The sequence below is a fragment of the Lactobacillus isalae genome (genome assembly GCF_947539375.1).
GTDB classification, from domain to species: Bacteria; Bacillota; Bacilli; order Lactobacillales; family Lactobacillaceae; genus Lactobacillus; species Lactobacillus isalae.
On record NZ_OX443569.1, the window covers coordinates 17,149 to 42,977 of the forward strand.

The 25,829-nt window shown below is 35.6% G+C and carries 35 protein-coding genes, 1 other RNA gene and 1 other annotated feature; of the genes, 33 read left to right on the forward strand and 3 right to left on the reverse strand.

Annotation, left to right across the window (positions count from 1 at the left end; translation table 11 throughout):
- The first annotated feature begins 352 nt into the window (after positions 1-352).
- From rpmG to QM512_RS00125, 11 genes are all read left to right on the forward strand, one after another.
- Complete coding sequence (rpmG, locus tag QM512_RS00075; protein WP_003647778.1) at positions 353-502, forward strand: 50S ribosomal protein L33; 150 nt, start codon at positions 353-355, stop codon at positions 500-502.
- A 7-nt stretch (positions 503-509) separates the two neighbouring features.
- The gene (gene secE, locus QM512_RS00080) at positions 510-680 is read left to right on the forward strand and encodes a preprotein translocase subunit SecE (protein ID WP_003647777.1); all 171 of its coding nucleotides are present in this window, start codon (positions 510-512) and stop codon (positions 678-680) included.
- Positions 681-774: 94 nt separating this feature from the next.
- Positions 775-1,326 (forward strand): transcription termination/antitermination protein NusG, encoded by a 552-nt coding sequence (gene nusG, locus QM512_RS00085; protein WP_282805545.1) that lies wholly within the window; start codon positions 775-777, stop codon positions 1,324-1,326.
- 130 nt (positions 1,327-1,456) lie between these two features.
- A complete protein-coding gene (rplK, locus tag QM512_RS00090) occupies positions 1,457-1,882 on the forward strand; it encodes a 50S ribosomal protein L11 (RefSeq protein WP_004895752.1) in 426 nt (141 codons plus the stop codon).
- Between the two features lie 97 nt (positions 1,883-1,979).
- A complete protein-coding gene (gene rplA / locus QM512_RS00095) occupies positions 1,980-2,672 on the forward strand; it encodes a 50S ribosomal protein L1 (protein WP_003647774.1) in 693 nt (230 codons plus the stop codon).
- Between the two features lie 131 nt (positions 2,673-2,803).
- Positions 2,804-3,448 (forward strand): amino acid ABC transporter permease, encoded by a 645-nt coding sequence (locus QM512_RS00100; RefSeq protein WP_282805546.1) that lies wholly within the window; start codon positions 2,804-2,806, stop codon positions 3,446-3,448.
- The gene (locus QM512_RS00105) at positions 3,435-4,082 is read left to right on the forward strand and encodes an amino acid ABC transporter ATP-binding protein (protein WP_282805547.1); all 648 of its coding nucleotides are present in this window, start codon (positions 3,435-3,437) and stop codon (positions 4,080-4,082) included. The genes QM512_RS00100 and QM512_RS00105 overlap by 14 nt, the downstream gene beginning before the upstream one ends.
- Complete coding sequence (locus QM512_RS00110) at positions 4,082-4,870, forward strand: amino acid ABC transporter substrate-binding protein (RefSeq protein ID WP_282806474.1); 789 nt, start codon at positions 4,082-4,084, stop codon at positions 4,868-4,870. The genes QM512_RS00105 and QM512_RS00110 overlap by 1 nt, the downstream gene beginning before the upstream one ends.
- Before the next feature lie 37 nt (positions 4,871-4,907).
- Positions 4,908-5,031: a sequence feature (ribosomal protein L10 leader region), on the forward strand.
- Positions 5,032-5,068: 37 nt separating this feature from the next.
- On the forward strand, positions 5,069-5,569 hold the full coding sequence (rplJ, locus tag QM512_RS00115) for a 50S ribosomal protein L10 (protein WP_057718290.1): 501 nt from the start codon (positions 5,069-5,071) through the stop codon (positions 5,567-5,569).
- 42 nt (positions 5,570-5,611) lie between these two features.
- On the forward strand, positions 5,612-5,974 hold the full coding sequence (gene rplL / locus QM512_RS00120; protein WP_003647769.1) for a 50S ribosomal protein L7/L12: 363 nt from the start codon (positions 5,612-5,614) through the stop codon (positions 5,972-5,974).
- Positions 5,975-6,051: 77 nt separating this feature from the next.
- Positions 6,052-6,885 carry an ion channel gene (locus QM512_RS00125; protein WP_282805548.1) on the forward strand — a complete coding sequence of 278 codons (834 nt, stop codon included), beginning with the start codon at positions 6,052-6,054 and terminating at the stop codon, positions 6,883-6,885.
- Between the two features lie 40 nt (positions 6,886-6,925).
- Here QM512_RS00125 and QM512_RS00130 read toward each other — a convergent pair whose 3' ends face one another.
- Positions 6,926-7,150, reverse strand: a complete 225-nt coding sequence (locus tag QM512_RS00130) for a hypothetical protein (protein ID WP_282805549.1) — start codon at positions 7,148-7,150, stop codon at positions 6,926-6,928.
- A gap of 105 nt (positions 7,151-7,255) precedes the next feature.
- Between QM512_RS00130 and QM512_RS00135 the strand changes: the two genes are divergently transcribed.
- From QM512_RS00135 to QM512_RS00225, 19 genes are all read left to right on the forward strand, one after another.
- Positions 7,256-7,867 (forward strand): class I SAM-dependent methyltransferase, encoded by a 612-nt coding sequence (locus tag QM512_RS00135; RefSeq protein ID WP_282805550.1) that lies wholly within the window; start codon positions 7,256-7,258, stop codon positions 7,865-7,867.
- 74 nt (positions 7,868-7,941) lie between these two features.
- The gene (locus tag QM512_RS00140; protein WP_094517497.1) at positions 7,942-8,124 is read left to right on the forward strand and encodes a hypothetical protein; all 183 of its coding nucleotides are present in this window, start codon (positions 7,942-7,944) and stop codon (positions 8,122-8,124) included.
- Positions 8,125-8,282: 158 nt separating this feature from the next.
- Positions 8,283-8,765, forward strand: coding sequence for a tRNA adenosine(34) deaminase TadA (gene tadA, locus QM512_RS00145; protein WP_282805551.1), 483 nt, complete (start codon positions 8,283-8,285; stop codon positions 8,763-8,765).
- 33 nt (positions 8,766-8,798) lie between these two features.
- Positions 8,799-8,879, forward strand: an RNA gene (gene ffs / locus QM512_RS00150) — signal recognition particle sRNA small type.
- 62 nt (positions 8,880-8,941) lie between these two features.
- The gene (dnaX, locus tag QM512_RS00155; RefSeq protein WP_282805552.1) at positions 8,942-10,747 is read left to right on the forward strand and encodes a DNA polymerase III subunit gamma/tau; all 1,806 of its coding nucleotides are present in this window, start codon (positions 8,942-8,944) and stop codon (positions 10,745-10,747) included.
- A gap of 12 nt (positions 10,748-10,759) precedes the next feature.
- On the forward strand, positions 10,760-11,089 hold the full coding sequence (locus QM512_RS00160; protein WP_282805553.1) for a YbaB/EbfC family nucleoid-associated protein: 330 nt from the start codon (positions 10,760-10,762) through the stop codon (positions 11,087-11,089).
- A gap of 2 nt (positions 11,090-11,091) precedes the next feature.
- Positions 11,092-11,691 carry a recombination mediator RecR gene (gene recR, locus QM512_RS00165; RefSeq protein ID WP_282805554.1) on the forward strand — a complete coding sequence of 200 codons (600 nt, stop codon included), beginning with the start codon at positions 11,092-11,094 and terminating at the stop codon, positions 11,689-11,691.
- Positions 11,688-11,924, forward strand: a complete 237-nt coding sequence (locus QM512_RS00170) for a YaaL family protein (protein WP_282805555.1) — start codon at positions 11,688-11,690, stop codon at positions 11,922-11,924. The genes recR and QM512_RS00170 overlap by 4 nt, the downstream gene beginning before the upstream one ends.
- Positions 11,925-12,031: 107 nt before the next feature.
- Complete coding sequence (gene tmk, locus QM512_RS00175) at positions 12,032-12,673, forward strand: dTMP kinase (RefSeq protein WP_282805556.1); 642 nt, start codon at positions 12,032-12,034, stop codon at positions 12,671-12,673.
- A 13-nt stretch (positions 12,674-12,686) separates the two neighbouring features.
- A complete protein-coding gene (locus QM512_RS00180) occupies positions 12,687-13,013 on the forward strand; it encodes a cyclic-di-AMP receptor (RefSeq protein ID WP_282805557.1) in 327 nt (108 codons plus the stop codon).
- Positions 13,013-13,870 (forward strand): DNA polymerase III subunit delta, encoded by an 858-nt coding sequence (locus tag QM512_RS00185; RefSeq protein WP_282805558.1) that lies wholly within the window; start codon positions 13,013-13,015, stop codon positions 13,868-13,870. The genes QM512_RS00180 and QM512_RS00185 overlap by 1 nt, the downstream gene beginning before the upstream one ends.
- A gap of 10 nt (positions 13,871-13,880) precedes the next feature.
- Positions 13,881-14,219: a DNA replication initiation control protein YabA gene (gene yabA, locus QM512_RS00190; RefSeq protein WP_282805559.1), complete on the forward strand. Its 339-nt coding sequence runs from the start codon at positions 13,881-13,883 to the stop codon at positions 14,217-14,219.
- Positions 14,220-14,228: 9 nt separating this feature from the next.
- Positions 14,229-15,086: a 16S rRNA (cytidine(1402)-2'-O)-methyltransferase gene (rsmI, locus tag QM512_RS00195; RefSeq protein ID WP_282806430.1), complete on the forward strand. Its 858-nt coding sequence runs from the start codon at positions 14,229-14,231 to the stop codon at positions 15,084-15,086.
- Between the two features lie 17 nt (positions 15,087-15,103).
- Positions 15,104-15,838, forward strand: coding sequence for an acyl-[acyl-carrier-protein] thioesterase (locus tag QM512_RS00200; protein ID WP_282805560.1), 735 nt, complete (start codon positions 15,104-15,106; stop codon positions 15,836-15,838).
- A gap of 49 nt (positions 15,839-15,887) precedes the next feature.
- Positions 15,888-16,403, forward strand: a complete 516-nt coding sequence (locus QM512_RS00205; protein WP_282805561.1) for a folate family ECF transporter S component — start codon at positions 15,888-15,890, stop codon at positions 16,401-16,403.
- A 29-nt stretch (positions 16,404-16,432) separates the two neighbouring features.
- A complete protein-coding gene (gene tsaB / locus QM512_RS00210) occupies positions 16,433-17,158 on the forward strand; it encodes a tRNA (adenosine(37)-N6)-threonylcarbamoyltransferase complex dimerization subunit type 1 TsaB (RefSeq protein ID WP_282805562.1) in 726 nt (241 codons plus the stop codon).
- Complete coding sequence (gene rimI / locus QM512_RS00215; protein ID WP_282805563.1) at positions 17,142-17,699, forward strand: ribosomal protein S18-alanine N-acetyltransferase; 558 nt, start codon at positions 17,142-17,144, stop codon at positions 17,697-17,699. Before tsaB ends, rimI begins: the two co-directional genes overlap by 17 nt.
- Entirely contained in the window at positions 17,696-18,742 is a 1,047-nt protein-coding gene (gene tsaD / locus QM512_RS00220) for a tRNA (adenosine(37)-N6)-threonylcarbamoyltransferase complex transferase subunit TsaD (RefSeq protein WP_282805564.1), read from the forward strand. Before rimI ends, tsaD begins: the two co-directional genes overlap by 4 nt.
- A gap of 141 nt (positions 18,743-18,883) precedes the next feature.
- Positions 18,884-19,507 (forward strand): hypothetical protein, encoded by a 624-nt coding sequence (locus QM512_RS00225; RefSeq protein ID WP_282805565.1) that lies wholly within the window; start codon positions 18,884-18,886, stop codon positions 19,505-19,507.
- Between the two features lie 90 nt (positions 19,508-19,597).
- On the opposite strand, the gene QM512_RS00230 is transcribed toward QM512_RS00225, so the two are convergent.
- Both QM512_RS00230 and QM512_RS00235 read right to left on the reverse strand, forming a co-directional pair.
- Complete coding sequence (locus tag QM512_RS00230; protein WP_282805566.1) at positions 19,598-20,968, reverse strand: ClC family H(+)/Cl(-) exchange transporter; 1,371 nt, start codon at positions 20,966-20,968, stop codon at positions 19,598-19,600.
- 124 nt (positions 20,969-21,092) lie between these two features.
- A complete protein-coding gene (locus QM512_RS00235) occupies positions 21,093-22,085 on the reverse strand; it encodes a GMP reductase (protein ID WP_282805567.1) in 993 nt (330 codons plus the stop codon).
- A 190-nt stretch (positions 22,086-22,275) separates the two neighbouring features.
- Between QM512_RS00235 and QM512_RS00240 the strand changes: the two genes are divergently transcribed.
- Genes QM512_RS00240 through QM512_RS00250 form a run of 3 tightly spaced genes read left to right on the forward strand, consistent with a single transcriptional unit; the run spans position 22,276 to position 25,776 of the window.
- Positions 22,276-23,565, forward strand: coding sequence for an adenylosuccinate synthase (locus QM512_RS00240; RefSeq protein ID WP_195185662.1), 1,290 nt, complete (start codon positions 22,276-22,278; stop codon positions 23,563-23,565).
- A gap of 3 nt (positions 23,566-23,568) precedes the next feature.
- Positions 23,569-24,864 carry an adenylosuccinate lyase gene (gene purB / locus QM512_RS00245; RefSeq protein WP_180873587.1) on the forward strand — a complete coding sequence of 432 codons (1,296 nt, stop codon included), beginning with the start codon at positions 23,569-23,571 and terminating at the stop codon, positions 24,862-24,864.
- A gap of 33 nt (positions 24,865-24,897) precedes the next feature.
- Positions 24,898-25,776 (forward strand): helix-turn-helix domain-containing protein, encoded by an 879-nt coding sequence (locus QM512_RS00250; RefSeq protein ID WP_282805568.1) that lies wholly within the window; start codon positions 24,898-24,900, stop codon positions 25,774-25,776.
- The last annotated feature ends 53 nt before the right edge of the window (positions 25,777-25,829 follow it).

A 25,829-nucleotide genomic window follows, 5' to 3' on the forward strand; every position in this document is an offset into this window, starting at 1 on the left:
TATAAGGATAAGAGCAGTTAAAATTAAACGAAAATAAAGTAATAGAAGCAAAATGTTATTTTTTTGCTGTTTTTGCAAATTTTAAAATCCAGAGGGTAGAAAATAAATAATTGTAAAAATTGCTTTATTATCAAGAGTTTATCTTCTTAACTGTGATTCAAAATTTGCGAATATCTTTATTTTTAATTAAAAAAGATCTTACAATATCTAATTTTACACTATCTGGAACTATTATTTAAAAGTAGATATTGATTTTTTTAATAGCTATGATTAGATTATGCTTTACTTTTTAGATAGTAATTGCTAAAATAGCTTTTTTTTGCTAAGATAAATGCAGTTTAGGAGTGGTTTTATGGCAGTAAAGAAAGCAGCTCTTGCATGTACTGTATGTGGCTCTCGCAACTATTCAATTGCAGCAAGCAAGAATAGAACGCAAAGACTTGAACTTAAGAAGTTTTGTAAGCATTGCGGGAAGCAGACTTTGCATAAGGAAACGAGGTAGGTAAGCGATGTTTAAGTTTTTTAAGAGTGTTAATCAGACTATGGCAAAGGTATCATGGCCTACATGGAAACAAAATAGACGTGATACTGGTGTCGTAGTAATTAGCTCAATTTTATTTGGTGCTTACCTTGGATTGCTAGATTTATTATTTAGCTACTTAACGCAATTGTTCTTATAGTGACAGTATATGTGTTATAATTGAATTAGCTAAAAAGCCTCCCTTGGAGGTTTTTTTATTTGCATAAGGTATTATTTTAAGGAGTTTAAAGACAATGGTTGAAACCAGCGAAAAGAAATGGTACGTTTTACACACTTATTCTGGCTACGAAGAAAAGGTTAAGAAAGATTTACTTTCTAGAGCCCAATCAATGGGGATGCAAAACTATATCTTTCGAGTAATTGTTCCTGAAGAACAAAAAACTGAAACTGTTCGTGGTAAGAAACAAGAAGTCGATGAAAAGGTATTTCCAGGATACGTTTTAGTAGAAATGGTAATGACTGACGAAAGTTGGTACGTTGTTAGAAATACGCCAAATGTTACTGGATTTGTTGGCAGTCACGGTGGTGGATCAAAGCCATCTCCTTTATATGATGAAGAAATTGAAAGAATTCTTCAATCTCAAGGCCAACCAGCAAAAGAACCACAAGTTGACTATGAAGTTGGCGAGACAGTAACTATTATCGATGGTGCATTTAGTGGCATGAGCGGTAAAATTACTGAAATTAACCCAGAAAAAGATAAACTTTATGTTTCAATTGATATGTTTGGCAGAGAAACAAATGCTGAACTTGACTATAACCAAGTAAAAGAATTTGATGAATAATAAAGTCTAATTAACTATTGTCAATTTAACTAATTGCTGGTAGTATATTAGAGTATCTTTATTATTGTGGGAGGAGAAGAAGGAAAATTCTCCACTATAACCGCATCACGGAATCAAGGAGGTATTGACCGTGGCAAAGAAAGTTATTAACGTAGTTAAACTGCAAATTCCTGCTGGTGCAGCAACTCCTGCACCTCCAGTTGGTCCTGCATTGGGTCAAGCTGGAATCAACATCGTTGGTTTCACTAAGGACTTCAACGCACGTACTGCTGATCAAAAGGGTATGATTATCCCTGTAGTTATTACAGTATATGAAGATCGTTCATTCGAATTCATTACTAAGACTCCACCTGCAGCTGTTCTTTTGAAGAAGGCTGCTAAAGTTGACAAGGGTTCTGGTGAACCTAACACTAAGAAGGTTGCTAAGGTAACTAAGGACCAAGTTAAGGAAATTGCCGAAACCAAGATGAAAGATCTAAACGCTGCAGATATTGAAGCTGCTATGCGCATGATTGAAGGTACTGCTAGAAGCATGGGCTTCACTGTAGAAGACTAGTGTTTTTAGGAACGTCGGATCGTTAATCAAAATTAACGAATCAAGGTGGGAGAGTTTGAGAAGACTCGTTTGACCACATTTTCAGGAGGATTTTTACATGGCAAAGCATGGAAAGAGATATTTAGAAGCAGCTAAAAAAGTTGATTCAACTAAATTTTATTCAGTAGATGAAGCTATGAAGTTAGCAAAAGAAACTTCATACGCAAACTTTGATGCAACTATCGAAGTTGCATATAACTTAAGCGTTGACCCAAAGCAAGCAGATCAACAAATTAGAGGTGCATTGGTACTTCCAAACGGTACTGGTAAATCTAAGAAGGTTGTTGTTTTTGCTGAAGGTCCACAAGCTGACCAAGCTAAAGAAGCAGGTGCTGACGAAGTTGGTTCTGACGATTTAGTAGAAAAAGTTCAAAACGGTTACTTAGACTTTGACGTAGTTATTGCTACTCCAATGATGATGGCTAAAGTTGGTCGTTTAGGTCGTATCTTAGGACCTAAAGGTTTAATGCCAAACCCTAAGACTGGTACGGTTACTATGGACGTTGCTAAAGCTGTTGAAAATCAAAAAGCTGGTCAAGTTGAATACCGTGTTGACAAGCAAGGTTTAATCCACGCACCAATCGGTAAGGCATCATTTGACGCTGACAAGTTAGCACAAAACTTTGATGCATTACGTGACGTTATTCTTCGTGCACGTCCTGCATCAGCTAAGGGTCAATACATCAAGAGTGTTGCTGTTTCTGCAACCTTTGGCCCTGGTATCCACTTGGATCCATTAAACTTAGACTAATTATATAGTTGTTTAATTAAGCAAAAAGACTTCACAAATGTGAAGTCTTTTTTTGTACTAAGGTTGAAAGTACAATGAGATTTTAGTTAGAATTAAACAATACGCTATTTTTAGAACAGGAGGTGAAGGAAGTGCTAAATTATATCTTTAGTATTTTACCTTCATTATTTTCCGGTGCTCGGTTAACTATTGAAATCTTTTTCTGGACTACAGTAGTTTCAATTCCTTTAGGCTTATTAGTTGCCTTTGGTTTACATTCAAATTTAAAGTTAGTTAAAGCTATTTTGAAATTTTATGTATGGATCATTCGTGGTACACCGCTTTTGCTTCAATTGATTTTTATTTTTTATGGCTTGCCAACTGTCGGAATAGTATTTCCAAGATATGAAGCTGCTTTAGTTGCTTTTATTATTAACTATGCTGCTTACTTTGCTGAAATTTTTCGCGGGGGACTCCAAGCTGTTCCAGTGGGCCAATTTGAGGCTGCTCAAGTGCTTGGCTTAAGTCGCTGGCAAACAATTAATCGCATTGTTCGTCCGCAGGTTGTTAAAATTGTCCTTCCTTCAATTGGAAATGAGTTGATCAATTTAGTTAAGGATTCCAGTTTAGTCTATGTAATAGGACTCGGTGATTTACTTCGTGCTGGAAACGTGGCAACGGCTCGTGATGTATCTTTAGTTCCACTTGTACTAGTGGGATGTGTATATTTAGTAATGACAGCAGTTTTAACGGCTTTATTACGAGTAGTGGAGAAGAAGAGCAATGTCTGGAAATAAAGTTTTAGAACTCAAAAATATCAGTAAAAGCTTCGGTACAAGGAAGATCATTGATAAGTTGAATTTGTCACTTGATCAAGGTGATATTTTAAGTATTATCGGTCCTTCAGGTGCAGGTAAAACAACATTACTGCGTTTAATTGCAGGACTTGAGACTGCTGATGGTGGAAAATTTATCCACAATGGGAAAGAATTTGATCCAACTGACCGTAATAATCATTTGGTAGGAATGGTTTTCCAAGATTACAATCTTTTTCCTAATCTTTCGGTAATGGATAATATTACCTTAGCTCCAATTATGGTAAATAAAATAAGTAAATCGGATGCTGAAAAAGCCGCAGAACCTGTTTTAAAGCAACTAGACTTAGAAAAGTTTAAAAATCTATATCCTTATCAGTTATCAGGCGGACAAAAGCAACGTGTGGCGATTGCCAGAGCCTTGCAAATGAAGCCGGAAATCTTATGTTATGATGAACCAACTTCAGCTTTAGATCCGGAATTGGTTGGGAAAGTAAAAGATATTTTCTTAAAGCTTAAACAAACAGGAATGACGCAAGTCATTATTACTCATGACCATCAATTTGGAAAAGCTGTTGCTGATAAAATATTAAAAGTTGAGCCAATAGAAAAATGATGAAAAAAATAATAAGACTTCTTGGTCTACTGATTATTGTAATTACTTCTGTTGGATTGGCAGGCTGTCAAAGACAAGCAAGCTCTTGGCAGAAAATTAAGGATCGTGGAACCTTAGTAATTGGTGTGGATGATAGTTTTGTGCCAATGGATTTTCGTCAAAAAAATGGTAAATTAGTTGGTTTTGATGTTGATTTAGCAAAAGCAGTATGCAAAGAAATCGGGTTAAAGCCAGACTTTCAAACTATAGATTGGTCGATGAAAGAAACAGAATTACGCAATGGAACAATTGATGTCATTTGGAATGGCTACACTAAGACAAAAGCGCGAGCAAAGAAAGTGGCTTTTTCACGTCCATATCTTGAAAACGATCAAATTTTAGTGACGCGTAAAAAAGAACAGATAAATAATTATCGTCAAATGAATGGGAAGATTCTGGGAGTTCAAACTGGATCTTCAGGGGCCGATGATTTAGATAATTATCCTAATGTTTTAAAAAAGCGTGTTAAGAGTACTATTTTGTACGATACTTATAACAATGCCTTCATTGATTTAAAAGCTGGTAGAATTGATGGTTTATTGATTGATGGGGTATATGCAAATTATTATTTAGCTCATAGTAAGTATCAAAAAGAATTTAAGAAAGAAAAACTACCATATCCAAGCGAAAAATTTTCAGTAGGAATAAATAAAAAAGATAAAATTTTAAAAGATAAGATTAATCAAGCTCTCGATCATTTAGAGAAGACCGGTGAGTTAAAGAAAATACAACAAAAATGGTTTAATTAAAAAAGATATTGACGACTTATCTAATTTGGTGTAATATATTGTACAGTAAATTCTACCTAAGACTCGGGTGGCTAACGTGCCTTAATATCCCGCCGAGGCCAGAAAAACAAAGAGTTTTACAACTCCATGTCTTTTTGGCATGGAGTTTTTATTTCGGCTGATAGAATTTATCTTAAAGTAAATTTGGAGGTGAATTCGTTGAGTAAAGCAATCATTGCTAAAAAAGAAAAGCTTGTTGATGACTTTGCAGCAGAACTTAAGGAAGCTAAGGCTATCTTAGTAATTGACTACTTAGGTTTAACTGTTGAAGAAGTAACTAACTTACGTAAGGATTTACGTGATTCTAACGTTAAGATGAAAGTTATCAAGAACACTTACTTAAAGCGTGCTGCTGAAAAGGCTGGTATCGAAGGTTTAGACGATACTTTTGTTGGTCCTACTGCTGTTGTTTACACTGCTGATGCAGAAGACATCACTGAACCAGCTCGTATTGTTTCTAAATACGAAGATGATATCGACGCATTATCAATTAAAGGTGGTATGCTCGAAGGTAAGGTTGCCAGCCAAGAAGAAATCAAGAAACTTGCAGCTATTCCAGGTCGCGAAGGTTTACTTTCAATGCTTGTATCTGTATTACAAGCTCCAGTTCGCAACTTTGCATATGCTGTTAAGGCTGTCGCTGATTCAAAAGACGAATAATATTGTAAATTTACACATATCTAATTTCGGAGGAAACTTATAATGGCTTTAGATACTGAAAAGATTATTGAAGATTTAAAAGGTGCTTCAATCCTTGAATTAAACGACTTAGTAAAGGCTATTGAAGACGAATTTGGTGTTTCAGCTGCTGCTCCAGTTGCTGCTGCAGGTGCTGCAGGCGCAGGTGCAGAAAAGACTGAATTTGACGTTGAATTGACTGATGTTGGTCAAGAAAAAGTTAAGGTTATCAAGGTTGTTCGTGACATCACTGGTCTTGGCCTTAAGGATTCTAAGGACCTTGTTGATGGCGCTCCTAAGAACGTTAAGGAAGGCGTTTCTGAAGACGAAGCTAACGACATCAAAGCTAAGCTTGAAGAAGTTGGCGCAACTGTTACTGTTAAGTAATAACGTCTTAACTGAACACACTATTAAAAATGAGGACTCTATTTTACGGAGTCCTCATTTTTGTTTAGAATAAGATTATGCTTAAGAAAAACTTTTATAAATGGTTTAAAGCCACTTTGGCTATTATTTCAATTGTACTAATTGTCTTGGACTTTGCAGCCATAATTGATATTAATGGTACTAATAGCAGGTGGTTTTGGCTTAACAATATTATTTTAATTATTCTAGCAATTGACTACTTTTATAGGCTATATCTTGCTAAAGATAAGGGTGTCTTTTTTAGAAATAATATTTTCGAATTACTAGCAATTATTCCTGTTGGAATTGCATTTAATTGGATGAAATTTGCTCAATTAGGGGATATTGGTCTGTATTTTAGGCTTTTGCGCTTAATCCGCTTGGCCGGATTAGTGGGAATGCTGAAGGATATTTTGCACACTCATGGTATTTTGTATGTAATATACTTTAGTATTGCATTTTTAATGCTGGGTTCAGTGGCAATTTCGATTACCGAACATGTTTCACTTGATCAAGCCTTTTGGTGGGCTATTACCACGGCAAGCACAGTTGGCTATGGTGATATTTCGCGTCATACAATTTCTCCGCAGTCTCTACTGGGAAAACTTGTGATTCTGGCGATGATTCTGATTGGAGTGGGAGTAATGGGAATCGTTACTAGTTCTCTTACTGCTTACCTGATGAGAAGAAATGAGGGTAAGGTTAGCATTAAAGATAAAAATGCGGAACTGACTCTCATTTTAGATAAATTAGATCGCTTAGAGGAGCAAAATAAACTTTTAGCTGAGCAAAATCAAAATTTACAGAAACAAATCCAGGAATTGAAGGCTGCTCATACTCCTAGTGAATGGAATAAGTTTAGAGACTGGATTGAAAAGAAAGAAAAAAGATAAAAATTAAAGCGTAAATTCAAAATACTGAATTTACGCTTTTTTACATGGTTAAATAAAAATGTAAAATAATCATGAATAATATATAGCAACCAGCAATGATAATAATTACCCAGCCAGCAGTCAACCAAAACCTAGCCCAAGTTTGACTATTAGTTGAAAGCACACGTCCAAACACAGCCTGATTGCCTTTTATGCGGAATCCCATCCATAAACAGAAAATTCCGATAATAATTGCTAAAATAAATATAGGAATAGAAATTGTCATTCTATCTCTTCCTTTCTGTAATCATTCTAATTATAAAGCTTTATAGAAAAAAGCAAAGCAGAATTGGTAAACTATAAAAGATAATTAAAAGAAGCGAGAATAATTATGACAAAGAAGAATCAGATGTATTTTGCGGCTAATCCAGATGCCAAGCATGATGAGCATTTAGTTGATTATCATATTGATGATATTGATTTGAAATTTACGACTGATGCAGGCGTATTTTCAAAATTAAGAATTGACTATGGTTCTGGTGTATTAATTAAAAACATGAAAGACATAACTTTTCCAAAAGCTGGAATATTAGATGTTGGAACTGGTTATGGTCCAATGGGGCTTTTTGCGGCTAAATTTTGGCCAGAGCAAGAGGTTGATATGGTAGATGTAAATGAACGTGCCTTAGACTTAGCTAAAAGAAATGCACAGTTCAATCGAATTGATAATGTAAATATTTATCAGTCAGATATTTATGAACAAGTGGATAAAAAATATGGGCTAATTATTACTAATCCACCAATTCGTGCTGGTAAAAAGGTAGTCGACCAGATTTTGTCTGAAGCCAAAGAACACTTGGTGGAAAACGGTGTGTTACTAGTTGTAATTCAAAAGAAACAAGGTGCTCCAAGTGCTAAAAAATTAATGACAAAAGTATACGGAAATTGTGAGATTTTAGCTCGTGATAAGGGCTACTACATTTTAATGAGTACAAATAATTAAAAAAAAACAATAAAGGTTTATAATGAAAACGGATACAAAGTAGAGAAGAATACTTTGAAAGAAGTGAATTCATTATGAAACTGTTTATTAATATTATTTTAGTCTTAATTGTTTTAGCTGGTTTGGGTGGAATGATTTATTTGTCAATTAATGGCAATAGATTTCTTGGAGCAGCTAGTTTAGCTATGCTTTATTTTGTTGGATCAATTGGCTATTTTGTTGATTGTTATACGATTAAAAAACATGGTCGAATTTAAATAAAGAAGATCAAAAGACCTTTTTTATTTTTTGTTTTATAACTATACATGAACAGCTTTTAAAATGAATTTCTTTACTTAAGCCAGTTAATTTAACTGGCTTTTTCTATTACAATTATATGAGTAATATTAAATTGGAGAAGATATCGAATAAGTATATGTTTAAAAAAAGTGATAAAGAAAAATATATGGAGTTAGCTTTTGCACAGGCAAAAAAAGCTGAAGATCAGGGAGAAGTACCTATTGGTGCAATTGTTGTGGACAAAGATGGAAATGTAATTGGTGAGGGATACAATAGACGCGAGCTTGATGAAGATGCCACCCAGCATGCAGAAATGATTGCGATTAGAGAGGCTTGTAAAAATTTAGGTTCCTGGCGCTTGGTAGATTGTAGTTTATTTATTACGCTTGAGCCATGTCCGATGTGCAGCGGTGCAATTATTAATTCAAGGCTTGCGGAAGTTTACTATGGTGCTTTCGATCCTAAGGCGGGAGCTGCTGGAAGTGTAATTAATTTATTTGAAGTAGAAAAATTTAATCATCATCCTAAAGTTTTTGGCGGCTTATTTAAGGATCAAGCGGCACAAATGTTAAAAGATTTTTTCCGAGAAATTAGACGTAAACAAAAGCAAGATAAATAGTGGAAAAATAAATCAAAATACTGTATTATAGTTTGTGGGCAATGTCCGACCTCCAAATTGTGTCAGGACCGGAAGGTAGCAGCACTAAGGTTGCTTGGGCATGTGCCTTTTTTTGAGAAAATAAACAGCTCTTAGCTCGTTTGAGCTAGGAGTTTTTTTGATAAAGGAAGTGCAAAATGGCTTATCAAGCGCTATATCGTAAGTGGCGTCCTAGGACTTTTGATGGAGTTGTAGGGCAGACAGCGATTACTGATACATTAAAAAATGCAATCAAGCGTGGCAAGATATCACATGCTTTTCTATTCGCAGGACCACGTGGTACTGGTAAAACATCATGTGCTAAAATTTTTGCCAAGGCCTTAAATTGTACTAATCTGCAAGACGGAGAACCATGTAATGAGTGTGAAAACTGTCTTGCAGCAGATCAAGGAACAATGAATGATATTATCGAAATCGATGCCGCATCCAACAATGGTGTTGATGAAATTCGAGATATCAGAGATAAAGTAAAATACGCCCCAACACAGGGTAAATATAAAGTCTACATCATCGATGAGGTTCATATGCTTTCAATGGGAGCATTTAATGCCTTACTTAAGACGTTGGAGGAGCCGCCAGAGCATGTGGTATTTATCTTAGCTACAACAGAGCTTCAAAAGGTTCCAGCAACTATTATTTCTAGAACCCAGCGCTACAACTTCAAGCGGATTGATCAACATGATTTAATTGCTCGCATGACTTACATTCTTGGTCAAGAAAAGATTGACTTTGAAGAAAAAGCTCTTGAAGTAATTGCGCAAGTAGCTGATGGTGGAATGCGTGACAGTTTAAGTATCTTGGACCAGATCTTGTCTTATGATCAAGATAAGGTTAAGTACGAAGATGCTTTAAGAATAACTGGTTATGCGGCTCAAGAAAAAATTGAACAAGTGTTATTAAATTTACTTAATGGTGAAACTTCAGCAGCTCTTGAAATAGTTCATGGTCTCCTAAAAGACGGCGCATCAACTAAAAATATTTTAGACGAGTTGATTAGTTTAACTGTTAAAGGGATGCTGGCAATTAAGAGTAGTAAGGAAGAAACTTTTTTAACTGAGAATTATGCCTCTGAATTGGCTAAAATTCCAGAAGAAAAGTTTTATAATTTAGTTCAAGCAGCCAATACTGCTTTAAATGACTTACGCTATACCAATCAACAACAAATTCCACTTGATGTATTTGTAGTTCAGGTAACGCAAGGTACGACTCAAAATGAAACAGTAAAACCTAGTGCTGACGTTTCATCAGATGTCGTTCAAAAATTAAAAACTGAAATTGATAATTTAAGTGGGCAGATTGCCGAATTAAGAAATAGACCGGTTCCAGCAACTAATAGAATTAGCTCAGACTTTTCTGGAACCATTAAAACTGAGACTAGTCCTCGTCCAAAAAGGACTAATCAAGAAAATAAAACTGAACAAAAACCTAAACGTAGAAAGGCTAGTGCTAATAACCAAGCAGCCCAAGAAAATAATCGCCGTCAAGTTTATCATGTACTTGAAAATGCAACTAAACAGGACTTAAATATAGTCAAAGATATTTGGCCAGACTTATTGTCTACCTTGAAAGTATCTCAAAGAGCCGTAATGGAAGTTTTAGATCCTGTGGCTGCAAGTCATGAGCAAATTGTTTTAAAATGTAAATATGAATTATGGTTTGAGCGAGCAAATCAAGATGGAGATCTAATTTCTCAGCTTGAAACTGAAATTGCTAAGTTGACAAAGCATAATTATAGTATTGTTTTAGTTGCAGATTCTTCATGGTTGAAAGTACGGCATGATTTTGTGGCAAGTCATAAGGAAGAGTTACTTGCTAAAAAATTTCAAAGACTAGAAAAATCTGAACAAGAAACAAATGAGAATCAAATAGATCCAGAAGCAAAAAAGCAAGTTATTGATAAGGCAAAAGAACTTTTTGGCGATCTGGCACGAGTTAAAGATTAAGGAGAGAAAAAGATGAGTAGAAGACCTAATTTTGGTGGTATGGGCATGGGCAACATGCAAGGATTAATTAAACAAGCTAAAAAAATGCAACAACAAATGGAAGCTGAACAAGCAAGTTTAGCTACTCAAGAATTCATTGGCAAGTCTGCTGATGATATGGTTGTAGCAACTTTTAGTGGCGACCGTCAATTAAAAGACTTAAAGATTGATAAGGAAGCAATCGATCCAGATGATCCAGATATGCTTCAAGATTTAGTTATTGATGCTGTTAACAAGGGAATTAAGGCAGTTGATGATGCTACACAAGCATCAATGGGAAAATATACTAAAGGTTTGATGTAATTATGCAATATCCATTACCAATTGCACGTTTAATTGATAATTATATGAAGTTGCCTGGTATTGGTGAAAAAACAGCAACGCGGTTAGCTTTTTACACAATGGATATGCCTGAAGATGATGTGGAAGACTTTTCTAAATCATTAAAACAGGTGAAAGAAAATCTTCATTCTTGTTCTATTTGTGGAAATATCACAGAGAGTGATCCATGTGAAATTTGCCGAGATACAAACCGCGATCGCTCAACAATTATGGTTGTAGAGCAGCCAAAAGATGTAATGGCCTTTGAAGAAATGGGCGAATATAATGGCTTATACCATGTCTTACATGGAGTCTTATCTCCAATGGATGGTGTTGGCCCAGAAGAAATTAATATTAAGAGCCTAATTACTAGATTGCAAAAGCAAGATGACGTAAAAGAAATTATCTTAGCCTTGAATTCTAGTCCAGAAGGTGAAGCTACAGCTATGTATTTAGCTAAGTTAATTAAACCAGCTGGCTTAAAGGTAACGCGTCTTGCTGCAGGACTAGCTGTAGGTAGCGATATTGAATATGCAAACTCAATTACTTTGAAGCGTGCTGTTCAAGGGAGAACAGATCTATGATTGGAAAACGTAATAAAGTAAAAAAAGCAGGCGATGAGCGACTATTAAAAATTGTGGCTCAACTACAAAGACAGCTTGCTGAACAAAAAGTTTTTGATCAGACAACAATTGATTATTCATTTGATAATCGTGTTTTGAATAAAATTCTTCATGCAAAATTTATTTTTTTATATGAAGAAGCAAGAAGAAGAAACACTAAATCTAGTACCTCATCAAGCGTGATTACTAGATAATGCGGTCCACCGATGGTGGACTTTTTTTGTGGGAAAATAAATGATCTTGAAAAAACAAGTCTGTCTTTCTTTTTTCTTTTACAGTACAATGCCAATTGGGGGTAGACATGAAAGGATATTTAATTACATTCGAAGGCCCAGATGGGGCAGGAAAAACCACAGTCATTAACGAGCTTATCAAAAAATTGCCTAAAACAGTCCAAGAGAAAACAATTATTACGCGTGAACCTGGTGGATCTAAAATTTCTGAAAATATTAGAACAATCATTTTAGATCCAGAAAATAAAGAAATGGACGACAGAACTGAGGCACTTTTGTATGCAGCTCAAAGAAGTCAACACGTTAGTGAAGTTATTCGTCCTGCTTTAGCAGCAGGAAAGATTGTTTTATCAGATCGTTTTATCGATAGTTCTTTAGCCTACCAAGGCGTAGGACGTGATTTAGGCGTTGAGGCTGTGAAGCAAATTAATAATTTTGGAACTGGTGGTCTCGAGCCTGATTTAACAATCTTTTTAGATTTAGATCCAGCAGTAGGTTTAGCTAGAATTGAAAAGGAACGTGCAGGACAAGAAGACCGCCTTGAACAAGAAAAATTAGCCTTCCATCAAAAAGTTTATGCAGGATATTCCGAGCTCTTAAAGCTATATCCTGATAGAATTAAGAAGGTAGATGCTAATTTGCCAATCGAGGATGTTGCAGCTAATAGTGTTAAAATAATAAGAAAACAATTACCTGATATTTTTATGTAAGGATTTGGTAAGAATGAAACTTGTTTTAGCAATTGTTCAGGATAAGGACGCGGACGCACTAGCAAAGGAATTTATTCAAAATAATGTGCGCGCAACTAAACTAGCTACAAGCGGTGGCTTTTTAAAGGCAGGCAATACAACTTTTATTGTTGGTATTGAAGATGACCGAGTAAATGAAGTATTAGAAATTATTAAGAAGAGTTCGCACACAAGAGAGCAATATGTTTCTAATATGAATATGGATGCAGCGGGCACTTCCATGCTTGGTAAGCCTGTCCAAGTTACTGTAGGCGGAGCAACAGTCTTTGTATTACCAGTTGAGGAATTTAAGCACTTTTAATGATTGATTTGAAAAATATAGGCCAAAAGCAGGCTGATCTTTTAAGGGATGCATATGTGAATAAAAAAGTTGCCCATAGTTATTTGTTTGTTGATCCAATGCAAAAAAAGGGACTTAATACAGCTTATTGGCTGGCTTGTCTTTTTAATTGTACGGGAGAAAATAAACCTGATGGGATTTGCAACAATTGTCAGCGAATTTTAGATGGAAATCATCCTGATGTTTTTTTGGTGAAACTAGAAGGAAAACAGACACTTTCTATCGATCAAATTCGTCCTTTAAAAGAAGAGCTGGCAAAGAGTCCGGTAGAAGGAAATCGTAGATTTTTTATCATTGAAAATGCTGAAAAATTAACTTTAGCTGCAAGTAATGCCTTGCTTAACTTATTGGAAGAGCCAGTAGCGCCAGTAGTTACGATTTTAATAACTAATAATGAAAATCAGATTTTACCAACGGTTAAGTCGAGAACTCAGATTCTTAATTTTTCTGATGAAAAAATTGATAGTAAAAGAGCACAGTTACTTGAATATGGCTTAACTGATGAAGAAATTGATGACCTTGGCGATACAAATAAGCTTGAGGAAGAAAGCAAGTATTTATTTCAAGAATTATTAGAACATAATGATTTGGCCCTGGTTCGCGTAAGCCAGATTAGCAGTCTTGCTACGAAGCCAGCAAGCCAAAAATTTATTTTTTATCAACTTAAGACTTTAGCCATGAAGAGTCTAACTAGTGGTGAAAAGTTAAGGGAAAGTGCATTTTTATTGGAGTTATTGATGACTGCTGATAAGATGCGAGCTAGTAATGTTAGTTTCCACAATACGTTAGATTATTTAGTATTGAGTTTTGAACGGTAGGTGTTTTTGAGTGGATCCATTTTCACAATTTTCACAATTACAGCAAAATCTTCAGGCAATGACAAAAACTGTTGCCGGTCTGGAAAATGACATGCTTGAAGTATTAAAAGAAAATACAGAATTGAAGGTTGAAAATCAGCTATTAAGAGAAAAGATTAGCAAATTAGATGTAAATAAAGAACCAGCTGAAAATAAGTCTCAAGCTGGCTTGAAGTCACTAAGAAACATTTATGATTCTGGCTACCATATTTGTAATATGTATTATGGTTCTCATCGTGAATCAGGCGAAGATTGTATGTTTTGCTTAGATATTCTGGATAATTTTGTAAATCACGGACAAAAGAAATAGGGGATGAAGATGCAAGCGCAGAGTAGTTTTAATGAAAAAGACAAGGGACGCCTCTATCTTGTCCCTACTCCGATTGGTAATTTAGAAGACATTACTTTAAGGGCGAAAAGAATTTTGACCGAAGCTGATTATATTGCAGCTGAAGACACTAGAACTAGTGGAATCTTACTTGAAAAGATCGGTGTTCATAATAAGATGATTTCTTTTCACAAGTATAATTCAAAGGAACGCGCACCAGAATTAATTAAGTTGCTTAAGGAAGGAAATACAATCGCCGAAATTTCTGATGCAGGGATGCCGGTTATTTCAGATCCAGGCTATATCCTAGTTCAAGAATGTATCAAAAATGATATTCCAGTGGTTTCGCTTCCGGGTCCATCGGCTTTTGCAACAGCTTTAATTGCATCAGGTTTTGATGCTCAACCATTTACTTACTATGGCTTTTTACCACGTAAAAGCAGTGAGCAGAAGAAGTACTTTGAAATGATGAACACTGCGCGCGCTACTTCTATCTTTTATGAAGCACCACATCGTTTAAAGAAGACCTTGAAGACTTTGGCAGAAGTAATTAAGCCAGATCGAAAAATTGCCTTGGCTCGTGAATTAACTAAGATTCATGAAGAATATATCAGAGGATCAATCAGTGAAATTAATGAATACTTCACTGAAAACGATCCACGAGGTGAATTTGTGGTTTTAGTTTCTCCGAATGAAGAGGAAAAAAAGCAACTTTCTTGGGATGAACTAATCGAGCAAGTGGCTAACCGAGTTGAAGCAGGAGAAAGTAAAAAGGATGCCATTAAGTTAGTTGCTAAGGCTAATAAGGTATCCAAGAACGAACTCTATGATAAATATCATCAAAATTAATTGCATGGTGACTGCTAATGGAAAAGATTTTTAAAGAAGAACATCAAGTTACTTACGGCGATTGTGATGAAACAGGAAGAATCCAGCTTCCTAACTTAATTGAACATTTTATGAAAGTTTCAAACGATCAATTAACAGAAGGCGGCGCTGGAATTCATGATTTATTGAAGCAAAACTTAGGTTGGGTGGTAGTTGAATATCACCTTGATATTGATCGTTTGCCTGAAGCTGGAGAAAAAATTACTGTTACCACAAATGGTAGTGGGTATAATCGCTTTTTTGAATATAGAGATTTTGATATAATAGATTCTACTAACAAAAAGATAGTAGATGTAAAAAGTCAGTGGGTAATTTTAGATTTAAAAAATCGCAAAATTACTGAAGCAGATGATCAAATGATGCAGAAATTTGGGAATCTATACTTGAAGCATATGCCGCGCTTTAAGAGATTGCGTCCCTTAAAAGCGTATAGCTCAAGTAAGAAATACACGGTTAGATATTATGATTTAGATACGAACCATCATTTAACTAATAGTGTTTACTTTGATTGGATGATTGATACCTTACCAAGAGAGTTCTTGAATTCTCACACTGTCAAAAGTATTGATATTTCATTTAAAAAAGAAGTACAATATGGAGCTCGAGCTTTATCTGAGCTTATGCTTGACCGAGATACATTGACTTCGTATCATTTGATTTCTAATCAAGGTGAAACTTCTGCTTTAGCTGAGATTGTTTGGAGAGAAAATTAGAGGCATGACTTGTTAGAAAGTCGTGCTTTTTTGGAAGGTAGGGATGCCAATGAAGACAGGAATAAAGAAAATAGATTTGCAGGGCTTAGTTACTCTGGCATTGCTAGTAGCAATGAATGTTGTGCTACAAAAAATATCGTTTGGTCCAGCTACAGTAAAAGTAGGATTGGGATTTATTGGAAGTGTATTATTAGCTTATTATTTTGGACCTTTCTGGGGCGGAATTGGTGCAGTACTAAGTGATTTATTAAAATCAGCTGTTTTTGGCGTTGAAGGTGGATTTTTCCCAGGATTTATTCTTTCAGCAATAGTAGGGGTTGTGATTTATGCGATCTTCTTATATCAAAAACCAATTAAATGGTGGCGCATTATTGCTGCAACTTTATTAGTGACAGTAGTTGTTAATGTATTAATGAATACATATTGGATTCATCTATTATATGGGTTAGATTTAAGAGCTGCATTTTTACAAAGAATATTGAAGGAATTAATTGTACCTTGGATTCAAATTGTCATCCTTTACGTAATTTTAAATGCTCTACAACGTGTTAAAATAAAAAGGTAACTTTGATAAGTGTTAAGGATAGAGTTTAAATGAAGATATTAAGTATCACGACTGCAACCAATCATTTGAGCGTAGCGCTAAATGATGGAGATAAAATTTTTGAAAAAAATGAAGAGGATCATCGTAATCATAGTGAACATTTAGATCCTTTAATTAATGAATTACTAAAAGAAAATAATCTTACTTTAAAAGATATCGACCGTTTCGCAGTAGCAGAAGGTCCAGGTTCTTACACTGGTTTGAGAATTGGAATTACAACTGCTAAAATGTTTGCTTCTATTTTAAATAAAGATTTAGTCGGAGTATCTACTTTGGCTGCGTTAGCTAATGAGGTAAATGACGGAGTGATCGTAAGTGAATTAGATGCTCGTAATAAGAATTTCTTTGCTGGAGTTTATCGAAAAGTAAATGGCAAGCTAGAAAACTTGGTTCCAGATGGGCATTATCATATAGATGATTTAATTAACAAGGTTAAAGAGTTAAATTTACCTGATCAAGTTGTCTTTGTAGGAAGCCCCATTGATAAGTATCAGGATGAGATTGCTGAATTGTTAGGATCAGATAACTTTAGGCAAGCTACAGGCGATAATCAAATTCATGCTGGAGAAATTGGTAAGTTAGCACTTAATAAGGAAGCAATTGATCCTGATAAGATGGTGCCTAAGTACTTAAGACGTACCCAAGCAGAAATTGATTGGCATAATAAGACTGGAAAGGCATTTGGTCCAGATAGCGACTATGTTGAGGAAGTTTAGTTTATTTTTCCATCCAGAAGAAATTGACTTGAGTTTTTCGCCTTTTGCTTTGAGACTTGATAATCAAACTTATCAGATTATGAAGGCAAGCGATGAAAATATTGCTGATTTGTTAGGCTTAGAGCAAGAGGTATATTTTGGTAGAACGCCATGGAGTCGATTTTCTTTTAAGAGCGAATTGAAAAAGCACGCCAATTCTTTGTACCTTGTAGTTTATCAGAGGTCAACCTTGGTAGGCTTCATTGGTATGAGAATGCAGGCACAAGAGGGGCATATTACTAATATTGCTGTTAAACCTGCTTTTCAAAGAAGAGGAATCGGCGAATTTTTGCTCAGGACGATGATTGAAATTGCTCAAAGAAATCATGCTGTTCAGATGACCCTAGAGGTACGAAGCGATAATTACAATGCGCAGAGCTTGTACCGTAAGATAGGATTTAGAGATAATTTTATTCGAAAGAATTATTATTTGGCTGAACATGCGGATGCCGTAAGCATGATTAAAAAGATAGCAGATAAAGAACAGGAAGAAGTAAATTGACAAAAAAAGATATTCGAATTTTAGCATTTGAAAGCTCATGTGATGAAACTTCTACCGCCGTAATTAAAAATGGGCGTGAAATCGAAAGCTTAATTGTAGCTACTCAAATTAAAAGTCACCAACGTTTTGGTGGGGTAGTGCCGGAAGTTGCGAGTCGTCACCATATTGAAGTAATTACTCAAATTACTAAGGAAGCTTTGACTGAAGCAAACGCTACTTGGGATGATATTGATGCAATTGCAGTTACCTATGGACCAGGTTTAGTTGGGGCATTACTAATTGGTGTCAGTGCCGCAAAAGCAGCTTCAATGGCAACTGGGATTCCGTTAATTGGCGTTGATCACATTATGGGTCATATTATGGCAGCACAATTAAAGGATGAAATTGAATATCCAGCACTGGCCTTGCAAGTGTCTGGTGGTCATACTGAAATTGTCTTGATGAAAGATCCGATTCACTTTGAGATTGTGGGCGATACAAGAGACGATGCGGCTGGTGAAGCTTATGACAAGATTGGCCGTGTGCTTGGAGTTAATTATCCAGCTGGTAAGACAATTGATGAGTGGGCACATAAGGGGAAGGATACTTTCCACTTTCCACGTGCAATGATGGAAGATGATGATTATGATTTTTCATTCTCAGGATTGAAGAGTGCCTTTATTAACACTTGCCATCATGCAGATCAAATTCATGAAAAGCTTGATAAGTATGATTTAGCTGCAAGTTTTCAGGCTTCAGTTGTTGATGTGTTGAGCCACAAAACAATTAGAGCGATCAAAGAATATAAGCCGAAGACATTTATCTTAGGCGGCGGTGTCGCCGCGAACCACGGCTTACGTGATAGATTGGCAGAGGAAATTGAAAAGTTGCCTGCTGATATTAAGCCAAAGGTGATTTTACCGGACTTGAAGCTTTGCGGAGATAATGCGGCAATGATTGGTGCTGCTGCATATAACTTGTACGAGGCTGGTAAGTTTAGCGATGAGAATTTGAATGCAGATCCATCACTTGAGTTGCCATATGCAGAAAGCATGTTGAAATAGTAGTTATGAAGAGAGTCGAACAGGGATGTTTGGCTCTTTCTATTATTAATCCTAAGTCCCTTAAGTCCTTATTCTGCCGTTTTATAACAATTGTTGTTATAATTAAATACGAAAGATAAATCGTCTTGAGGAGGAATTATTATGAAAGATGAAGTTCAATCTCCACAAGAAGAAACTCCTAATACTTACTGGCGTTGGTTAGTAGAATCGTGGCGCTATCCTTTAGGCCACAATCCGGCAGAGAAGTGGTACGGAGTTATTACCTTACTAGGTGAAGATATTGTATTGTTTATTGGGTTAGCTATTGCAAGTAATTATATTGCTAACATATTTGATATTACTCTCATTCATCATGCATCCGGCTTTACCTTCTGGGCAATTGTAATCCTATTTGTTGTTCAGATTATTACTATTCTTTGTTCAATGGTTGGACACTTATTCGTGTTTGGTAACACGGGTGGCTTTTGGCAATATGTTAATAAAGTTGCACAAGTAACTAACTGGAACTTTTGGATTGTAATTTGTGCTTTCTGTTTCTTAATCCTAAGTTTAAGCTCGGGATTACTTGGTTTTGGAGAAGCATTAGTTTGGATCTTTTATGCACTGTTTTCTTTAGGTTCATTCTTACTAGTTGTTTGTCCTGATCCTGGAACTGAAAAGATGATTCATGATCCATTCTGGGGCGCAGTAATTTATCTAGTGATGATTGTTGTCATCTATTCTATTATTTGGGGCTTAGCCTTTAGTATTATGATTAATCTGTAGCATTAATTATTTAGTAAAAAAGATGTTGATAAATCAGCGTTTAAAACTGATTATTCAACATCTTTTTTTGTTTGGTTAGTATTAAATTGGTTATTCGGCATGCTTAATTTTAGGTAAGTTAGGTAACGTATGATAATCCATTTGATTTCTCAAAGCTGCATAAATTGGCTTACCACCTAAGAGATCTAAAACAAAGTAAGCAATAAAAGTAGTAATTAACATTGGAAAAATCTGTTCAACTGAACCTACCATTTCTGTTAAAAGCGTTAAAGCCGTGAACGGAGCCTTTTCAATAGCGCCAAAGTAAGCACACATTGAAGTGACGATAATAATGCCATAGCAGCGTTTTGGAGCGATGTTATAGTGAATCATAAGCACAGCAAATACAACGCCGAGAAGGGCTCCTAAAACGAGAATTGGCATGAAGATACCACCAGGAACAGAGGCCCCATAAGAAATCATTGAGAAGATAAAACGAACAACGAACCAAACAAGCGGTAATAGTACTAAACTTAAAGTTCCAGTCTGAATACTTTTCATAAAAATAGGGTCAAATAAACTTGAAATAAAGTCGTGTGACCCACCAAGTAAGTTAGCATTCCATAAACCAATTGGAATTACGAGTAGAAGAGGGATAACACTATGGTAAATTGATGGAATTTTGGTAATCTTTTTATAAACCGGCTTAAGGCTTAATAGGCAGTATTGATATAGGTAGGCGAGTAAGCCTAGGACGACACCAATAATTGCTACAAACCAATAAGAAGTAAGGGGCAACGGCTTATCTAAAGGAAGATAGAGACAAGGCTGAGTACCAAAGAAGCAGAGCGTCATTAGGTCTGATGACATGGCAGCAGCTAAAGCAGTCAAAACTTCTTTGGGAGTGAAGTTAAAAGTTATTTCTTCTACTAAGAAAAGGACGCCGGCTAGTGGTGCTGAAAATGCTGCACTTAATCCGGCAGCTATTCCACATCCTTGTAGTCTTTTAAGATCATCGGGATCGGTATGGAAGAGATTTTCGCCAAAGGCTTGACCAATCATTGCTCCCATTTGAATACAGGGACCTTCCCGTCCTAAAAATAGGCCAGGACAAATAGCTAACAAGCCGCCTACAAACTTGCGCCATAGAATGCTCCACCAATTCATCTTGTTTTCGTTCAGCATCACAGCTTCAACTTGTGGTACACCTGAACCAGTAATATTACTTAGAACAGGTTTAATAATTTTTCCCAGAATTAAAACAATTAACAAAGTCGCAATAACATAAGGAACTAGATAAATTGGCTTTTGTCGCATTAGGGGATAGATGAAGAATAGAAATTTCATTGTATGGTCGATTATCCATCTAAAGGTACCGACAATTAATCCGGTTATCATACCAATCATAATTCCCTGTAAGAAGATAAAGAAAAAATTTGATGTAAACGGCTTAGCCAGAACCTGTTTGGCAGTTTTGATCATTTCTTCGCCAGCTTTCTAAAAAAGAACTTACTCAGTTTAGTTTACATCAAATCATATAATAAGCTCATATAAAAAAACGAAGTATCCACTTAATATGAATACTTCGCCTCTCATGATTTAAATTTTATTTATCGCCATCAAAAATAGAAGATTTTACAATAACATAATCTACTACTCGAATTGCACTTAAGTCTTTACCGCCGGCGTATGAAATAGAAGACTGTAAATCTTCCTGCATTTCACGCAAGGTATCTTTAATAGAACCACGGTAAGGAACCAACATTTGCTTTCCTTCAACATTGCGGTAGGCTCCCTTTTGAACTTCAGAAGCTGAACCCCAATATTGCTTATATCTCTTGCCATCAATTGTAATTAAGTTGCCAGGAGATTCTTCGTGTCCTGCAAAAAGCGAACCGATCATTACCATTGAAGCGCCAAAGCGGACAGACTTAGCAATATCGCCATTATGACGAATACCACCGTCGGCAATCAACGGTTTTCTAGCTGCCTTAGAACACATTCTAAGTGCTGCTAATTGCCAGCCACCTGTACCAAAACCAGTTTTTAACTTAGTGATACAAGCACGTCCTGGTCCAACACCAACTTTAGTTGCATCAGCTCCAGCATTTTCTAATTCACGAACTGCTTCAGGAGTTGCAATATTGCCGGCTGTTAGGAAGGTATCGGGTAACTTATCCTTAATGTATTTGATCATTTTGATGACGTAGTCAGAATGACCGTGCGCTACATCGATTGTAATATATTCAGGGAGAATACTTTCTTTAGCCAAGTAGTCGATAAAATCGTATTCACTATCTTTAATACCAACAGAAATTGAAGCAAATAAACCTTTATCATGCATCATGTTAATAAAGTCAGCGCGCTTTTCTGGATAAAAACGGTGCATTACATAATAGTAGCCGTTTTCTGCTAACCAAATAGCTAAATCATCATCAATTACGCTCTCCATATTAGCTGGAACTACTGGAATCTTAAATGTTCGGCTTCCAAATTTTATGCTTGTGTCAGCCTCGCTGCGGCTCTTGATAATGCATTTATTCGGTACAAGTTGAATATCATCATAATCGAAGGCTTCCATACTAAAGTAATTGCTCATCTAATTTACCTCGTGCTTTTTAAAAACTACATGAGTTAATATACGGGGGTTGTTGGGTAAAGTCAAGAGCAAAAATGAATGTTTATTTTATTGATTATTAAAAATGTTCGGAAATCAATTGACTATTAAGATATAGATTGTTAAACTAGTCTTCGGTTTTAAGAAAATGATTTTTATGAGGTGAAATCAAATGACAGCAATAGCAGTTGTAGGTAGTCAATGGGGCGACGAAGGAAAGGGTAAAATTACCGATTTCTTAAGTAAAGATGCAGCAATGGCTGTACGTTCAAATGGTGGTAACAATGCAGGCCACACAATTGAAATTGGAGATAAGACTTTCAAGATGCGCCTAATTCCATCTGGAATTTTTGCTGCTAAGAAGGGTGCTGTAATTGGTAATGGTGTAGTTATCAATCCAGAAGTAATGTTCGGAGAATTAGACAACCTTGAAAAAGAAGGTATCGACATTAGTGGCTTAAAGATTTCTAATCGAGCACACGTAATTATGCCTTACCACATTTTGCAAGATACTTATCAAGAAGAAGCTAAAGGTGACAAGAAGATCGGAACTACCAAGAACGGTATTGGTCCTTGTTACATGGATAAGGCTTCAAGAATTGGTATTCGCGTTTGTGATTTACTTGAAAGAGATACTTTTGAAGAAAAATTACGTACTAATTTAGCTGAAAAGAATGCTTTGTTTACTAAGGTTTATAACAAACCTGCACTTAAGTTTGAAGATATTTTTGAAAAGTATCTTGAATATGGTCAAAAGATGAAGAAATACGTTACTGATACTTCAGTAGTGGTAAATGAAGCTTTAGACAATGATGAAAAAGTCTTATTCGAAGGTGCGCAAGGTGTAATGCTTGATATTGATGAAGGAACTTATCCATATGTAACTTCTTCAAACACTATTTCAGGCGGAATTGCTTCTGGTATTGGAATGGGTGCTAACCGCTTAAATACTGTAATTGGTGTCTGCAAGGCTTACACTACTCGTGTTGGTGAAGGTCCATTCCCAACTGAATTATTAGATGAAGTTGGCGATCGCATTCGTGAAACTGCGCATGAATATGGTACTGTTACTGGCCGTCCACGTCGTGTTGGTTGGTTTGACTCAGTAGCTCTTCGTCACGCAAAGCGTGTTGCTGGTATCAATGCCTTAAGTTTGAACTTATTAGATGTATTTTCTGGTTTTGACAAGATTAAAATTGCTACTGCTTATGAACTTGATGGTAAGAAGATTGACTACTACCCAGCAAGTTTGAAAGAATTATACAGATGTAAGCCTGTTTATGAAGAATTACCAGCTTGGGATGAAGATATTACTAATGTAAAGACTTGGGAAGACTTACCAGAAAACGCTAAGAAGTTCTTGAACCGCGTTTCTGAATTAGTTGGTGTTCCTTTAGTTACTGTTTCAGTTGGTCCAGATCGTGAACAAACTATTGTTTTGAAAAATCCTTGGGAAATGTAATTTATGCTAGAACGTTATACTCGTCCCGAAATGGGCAAAATTTGGTCATTAGAAAATAAATACGCCGCTTGGTTAAAAGTTGAAATTGCAGCAACTAACGCTTGGGCAGAGCTTGGTGAAGTACCAGCCGAAGATGCTAAGAAGATTGCTGATAATGCTTCTTTTACAGTAGAACGCGTTAGTGAATTAGAAGCAATTACTCACCACGATGTAGTTGCTTTTACTAGAACAGTTTCCGAAAGTTTAGGTGAAGAAAAGAAGTGGGTTCACTTCGGCTTAACTTCAACCGACGTTGTGGATACTGCACAAGGCTATATCTTAAAGCAAGCTGACGAAATTATTCTTAAAGATTTAGAAGCTTTAAAAGAAACAATTGCAGATAGTGCTCGTAAGTACAAGTACACTGTTGAGATGGGAAGAACTCATGGTGTTCAAGCAGAACCAACTACTTTTGGTTTAAAGTTGGCTCGGTGGTATGCAGAAATTAATCGTGACATTGAACGCTTTAAGGCTGCTGCTAAAGATGTTGAATCTGGTAAGATTTCTGGAGCTGTTGGTACTTTTGCTAATGTTCCACCAGCAGTTGAAACTAGCGTTTTAAAGCAACTAGGTTTAACTCAGCAACCAGTTACTAGTCAGGTTTTGCCAAGAGACTTACATGCATACTATATTGCTACGATTGCTTTAATTGCCACAAGCATTGAAAATTGGGCAACAGAGATTCGCGGTTTGCAACGTAGTGAAATTCATGAAGTTGAAGAACACTTTAGAGCTGGTCAAAAAGGCTCTTCTGCAATGCCTCACAAGCATAATCCAATTGGTTCAGAAAACCTATGCGGTATGGCTCGAGTAATGCGCGGCTTTATGGTGCCAGCTTATGAAGATGTAGCTTTATGGCATGAGAGAGATATTTCTCATTCAAGTGCTGAACGTGTGATTTTACCTGATGCAACAATTGGAATTGATTACATGTTGAACCGTTTTAACAGAATTTTGACTAACCTCGATGTTTTCCCAGAAACAATGCTTAAGAATATGGACCGTACTTATGGTTTGATTTATTCACAACGCGTGCTTTTGAAGTTAATTGATGAAGCAGGCTTATCACGCGAAAAAGCTTATGACATGGTTCAAAAATTAGCTAATAAGTCATGGCAAGAACAAACTTCATTTAGAAAGCTAATTGAAGATAGTGAAGTTATGAATTACTTGTCTGAAGATGATTTAGATGATGCATTTGATTATCATTATCACTTGAAGCATGTTGATGAGATTTTTGAAAAATGTGGTTTAGATTAGGATAGAAACTAAAACGTTTTGTTGGATATAATTATGTCTGACAGAACGTTTTTTATTTTGGGGAGAGGAAAATATAAATATATGACAATAGGTGAGGCATTAAAAGAAGAGCAAAATCAGCTTGGCTTGACTCATGAAGAAATGGCGGCAGGAATTATTGCTAAGGGAACATATTCAAAATTAATAAATGGAAAAATTGAGATTCAGAGTAATCTTTTGATTGCATTACTTTTAGAACATGATATCGATATTAGCAATTTCTTTAACAAAGTAAAGAATACATATACTTCAAAAGAAAAACAGTTGGCAATAGAACTCTCACAAAAAATGGGTTTAGCAGTTAATAATCACGATTGTGTATTAGCTGAAGACATTTTAGAAAAAATTTTGCTCTTAGAAAACCATAAATATTTAAAATACCGGGCGATTATTGCAACGGCTTATTTAGAAAATAAAGTATCATTTTTAAGTGAAAATTTTAAAAAAGAGGTTTTAGTTGCAATAAATTCAAATTCCAACTGGATAAAAAATCCAGGTGCATTGCGTTTACTTTCGACAGCACTAGTGGTCTTAGATCCGGAACAAGTAGAAAATGAAATGGAACTATTTTTTTTAAAACTTAGGAGAAGAAATAATTATTCGGAAAGTGTAAAGGAACGATATGCAATGCTTTGTGATAATTATTTACATTGGAGATTTGATTACAGGAAAAAAGTGTTTGATAAAAAGAATATCGATTCTGCATTACAATTTCTTAATGATTTAGATTCTAGTCCACACTTAATGGTTTATAAATTATCTAAAAAATATTATCAGTATCTTTTTAATAATCAAATTGACTTAGCAAAAAAGATGAAAATAGATTTGTTAGATATGGGATGTATTGCAGGCGTTACAAATTGGCCTGTATAAAAAGGCTTGATTGTTTCTTATTTGAAACGAATCAAGCCTTTTATTTTTGTGAT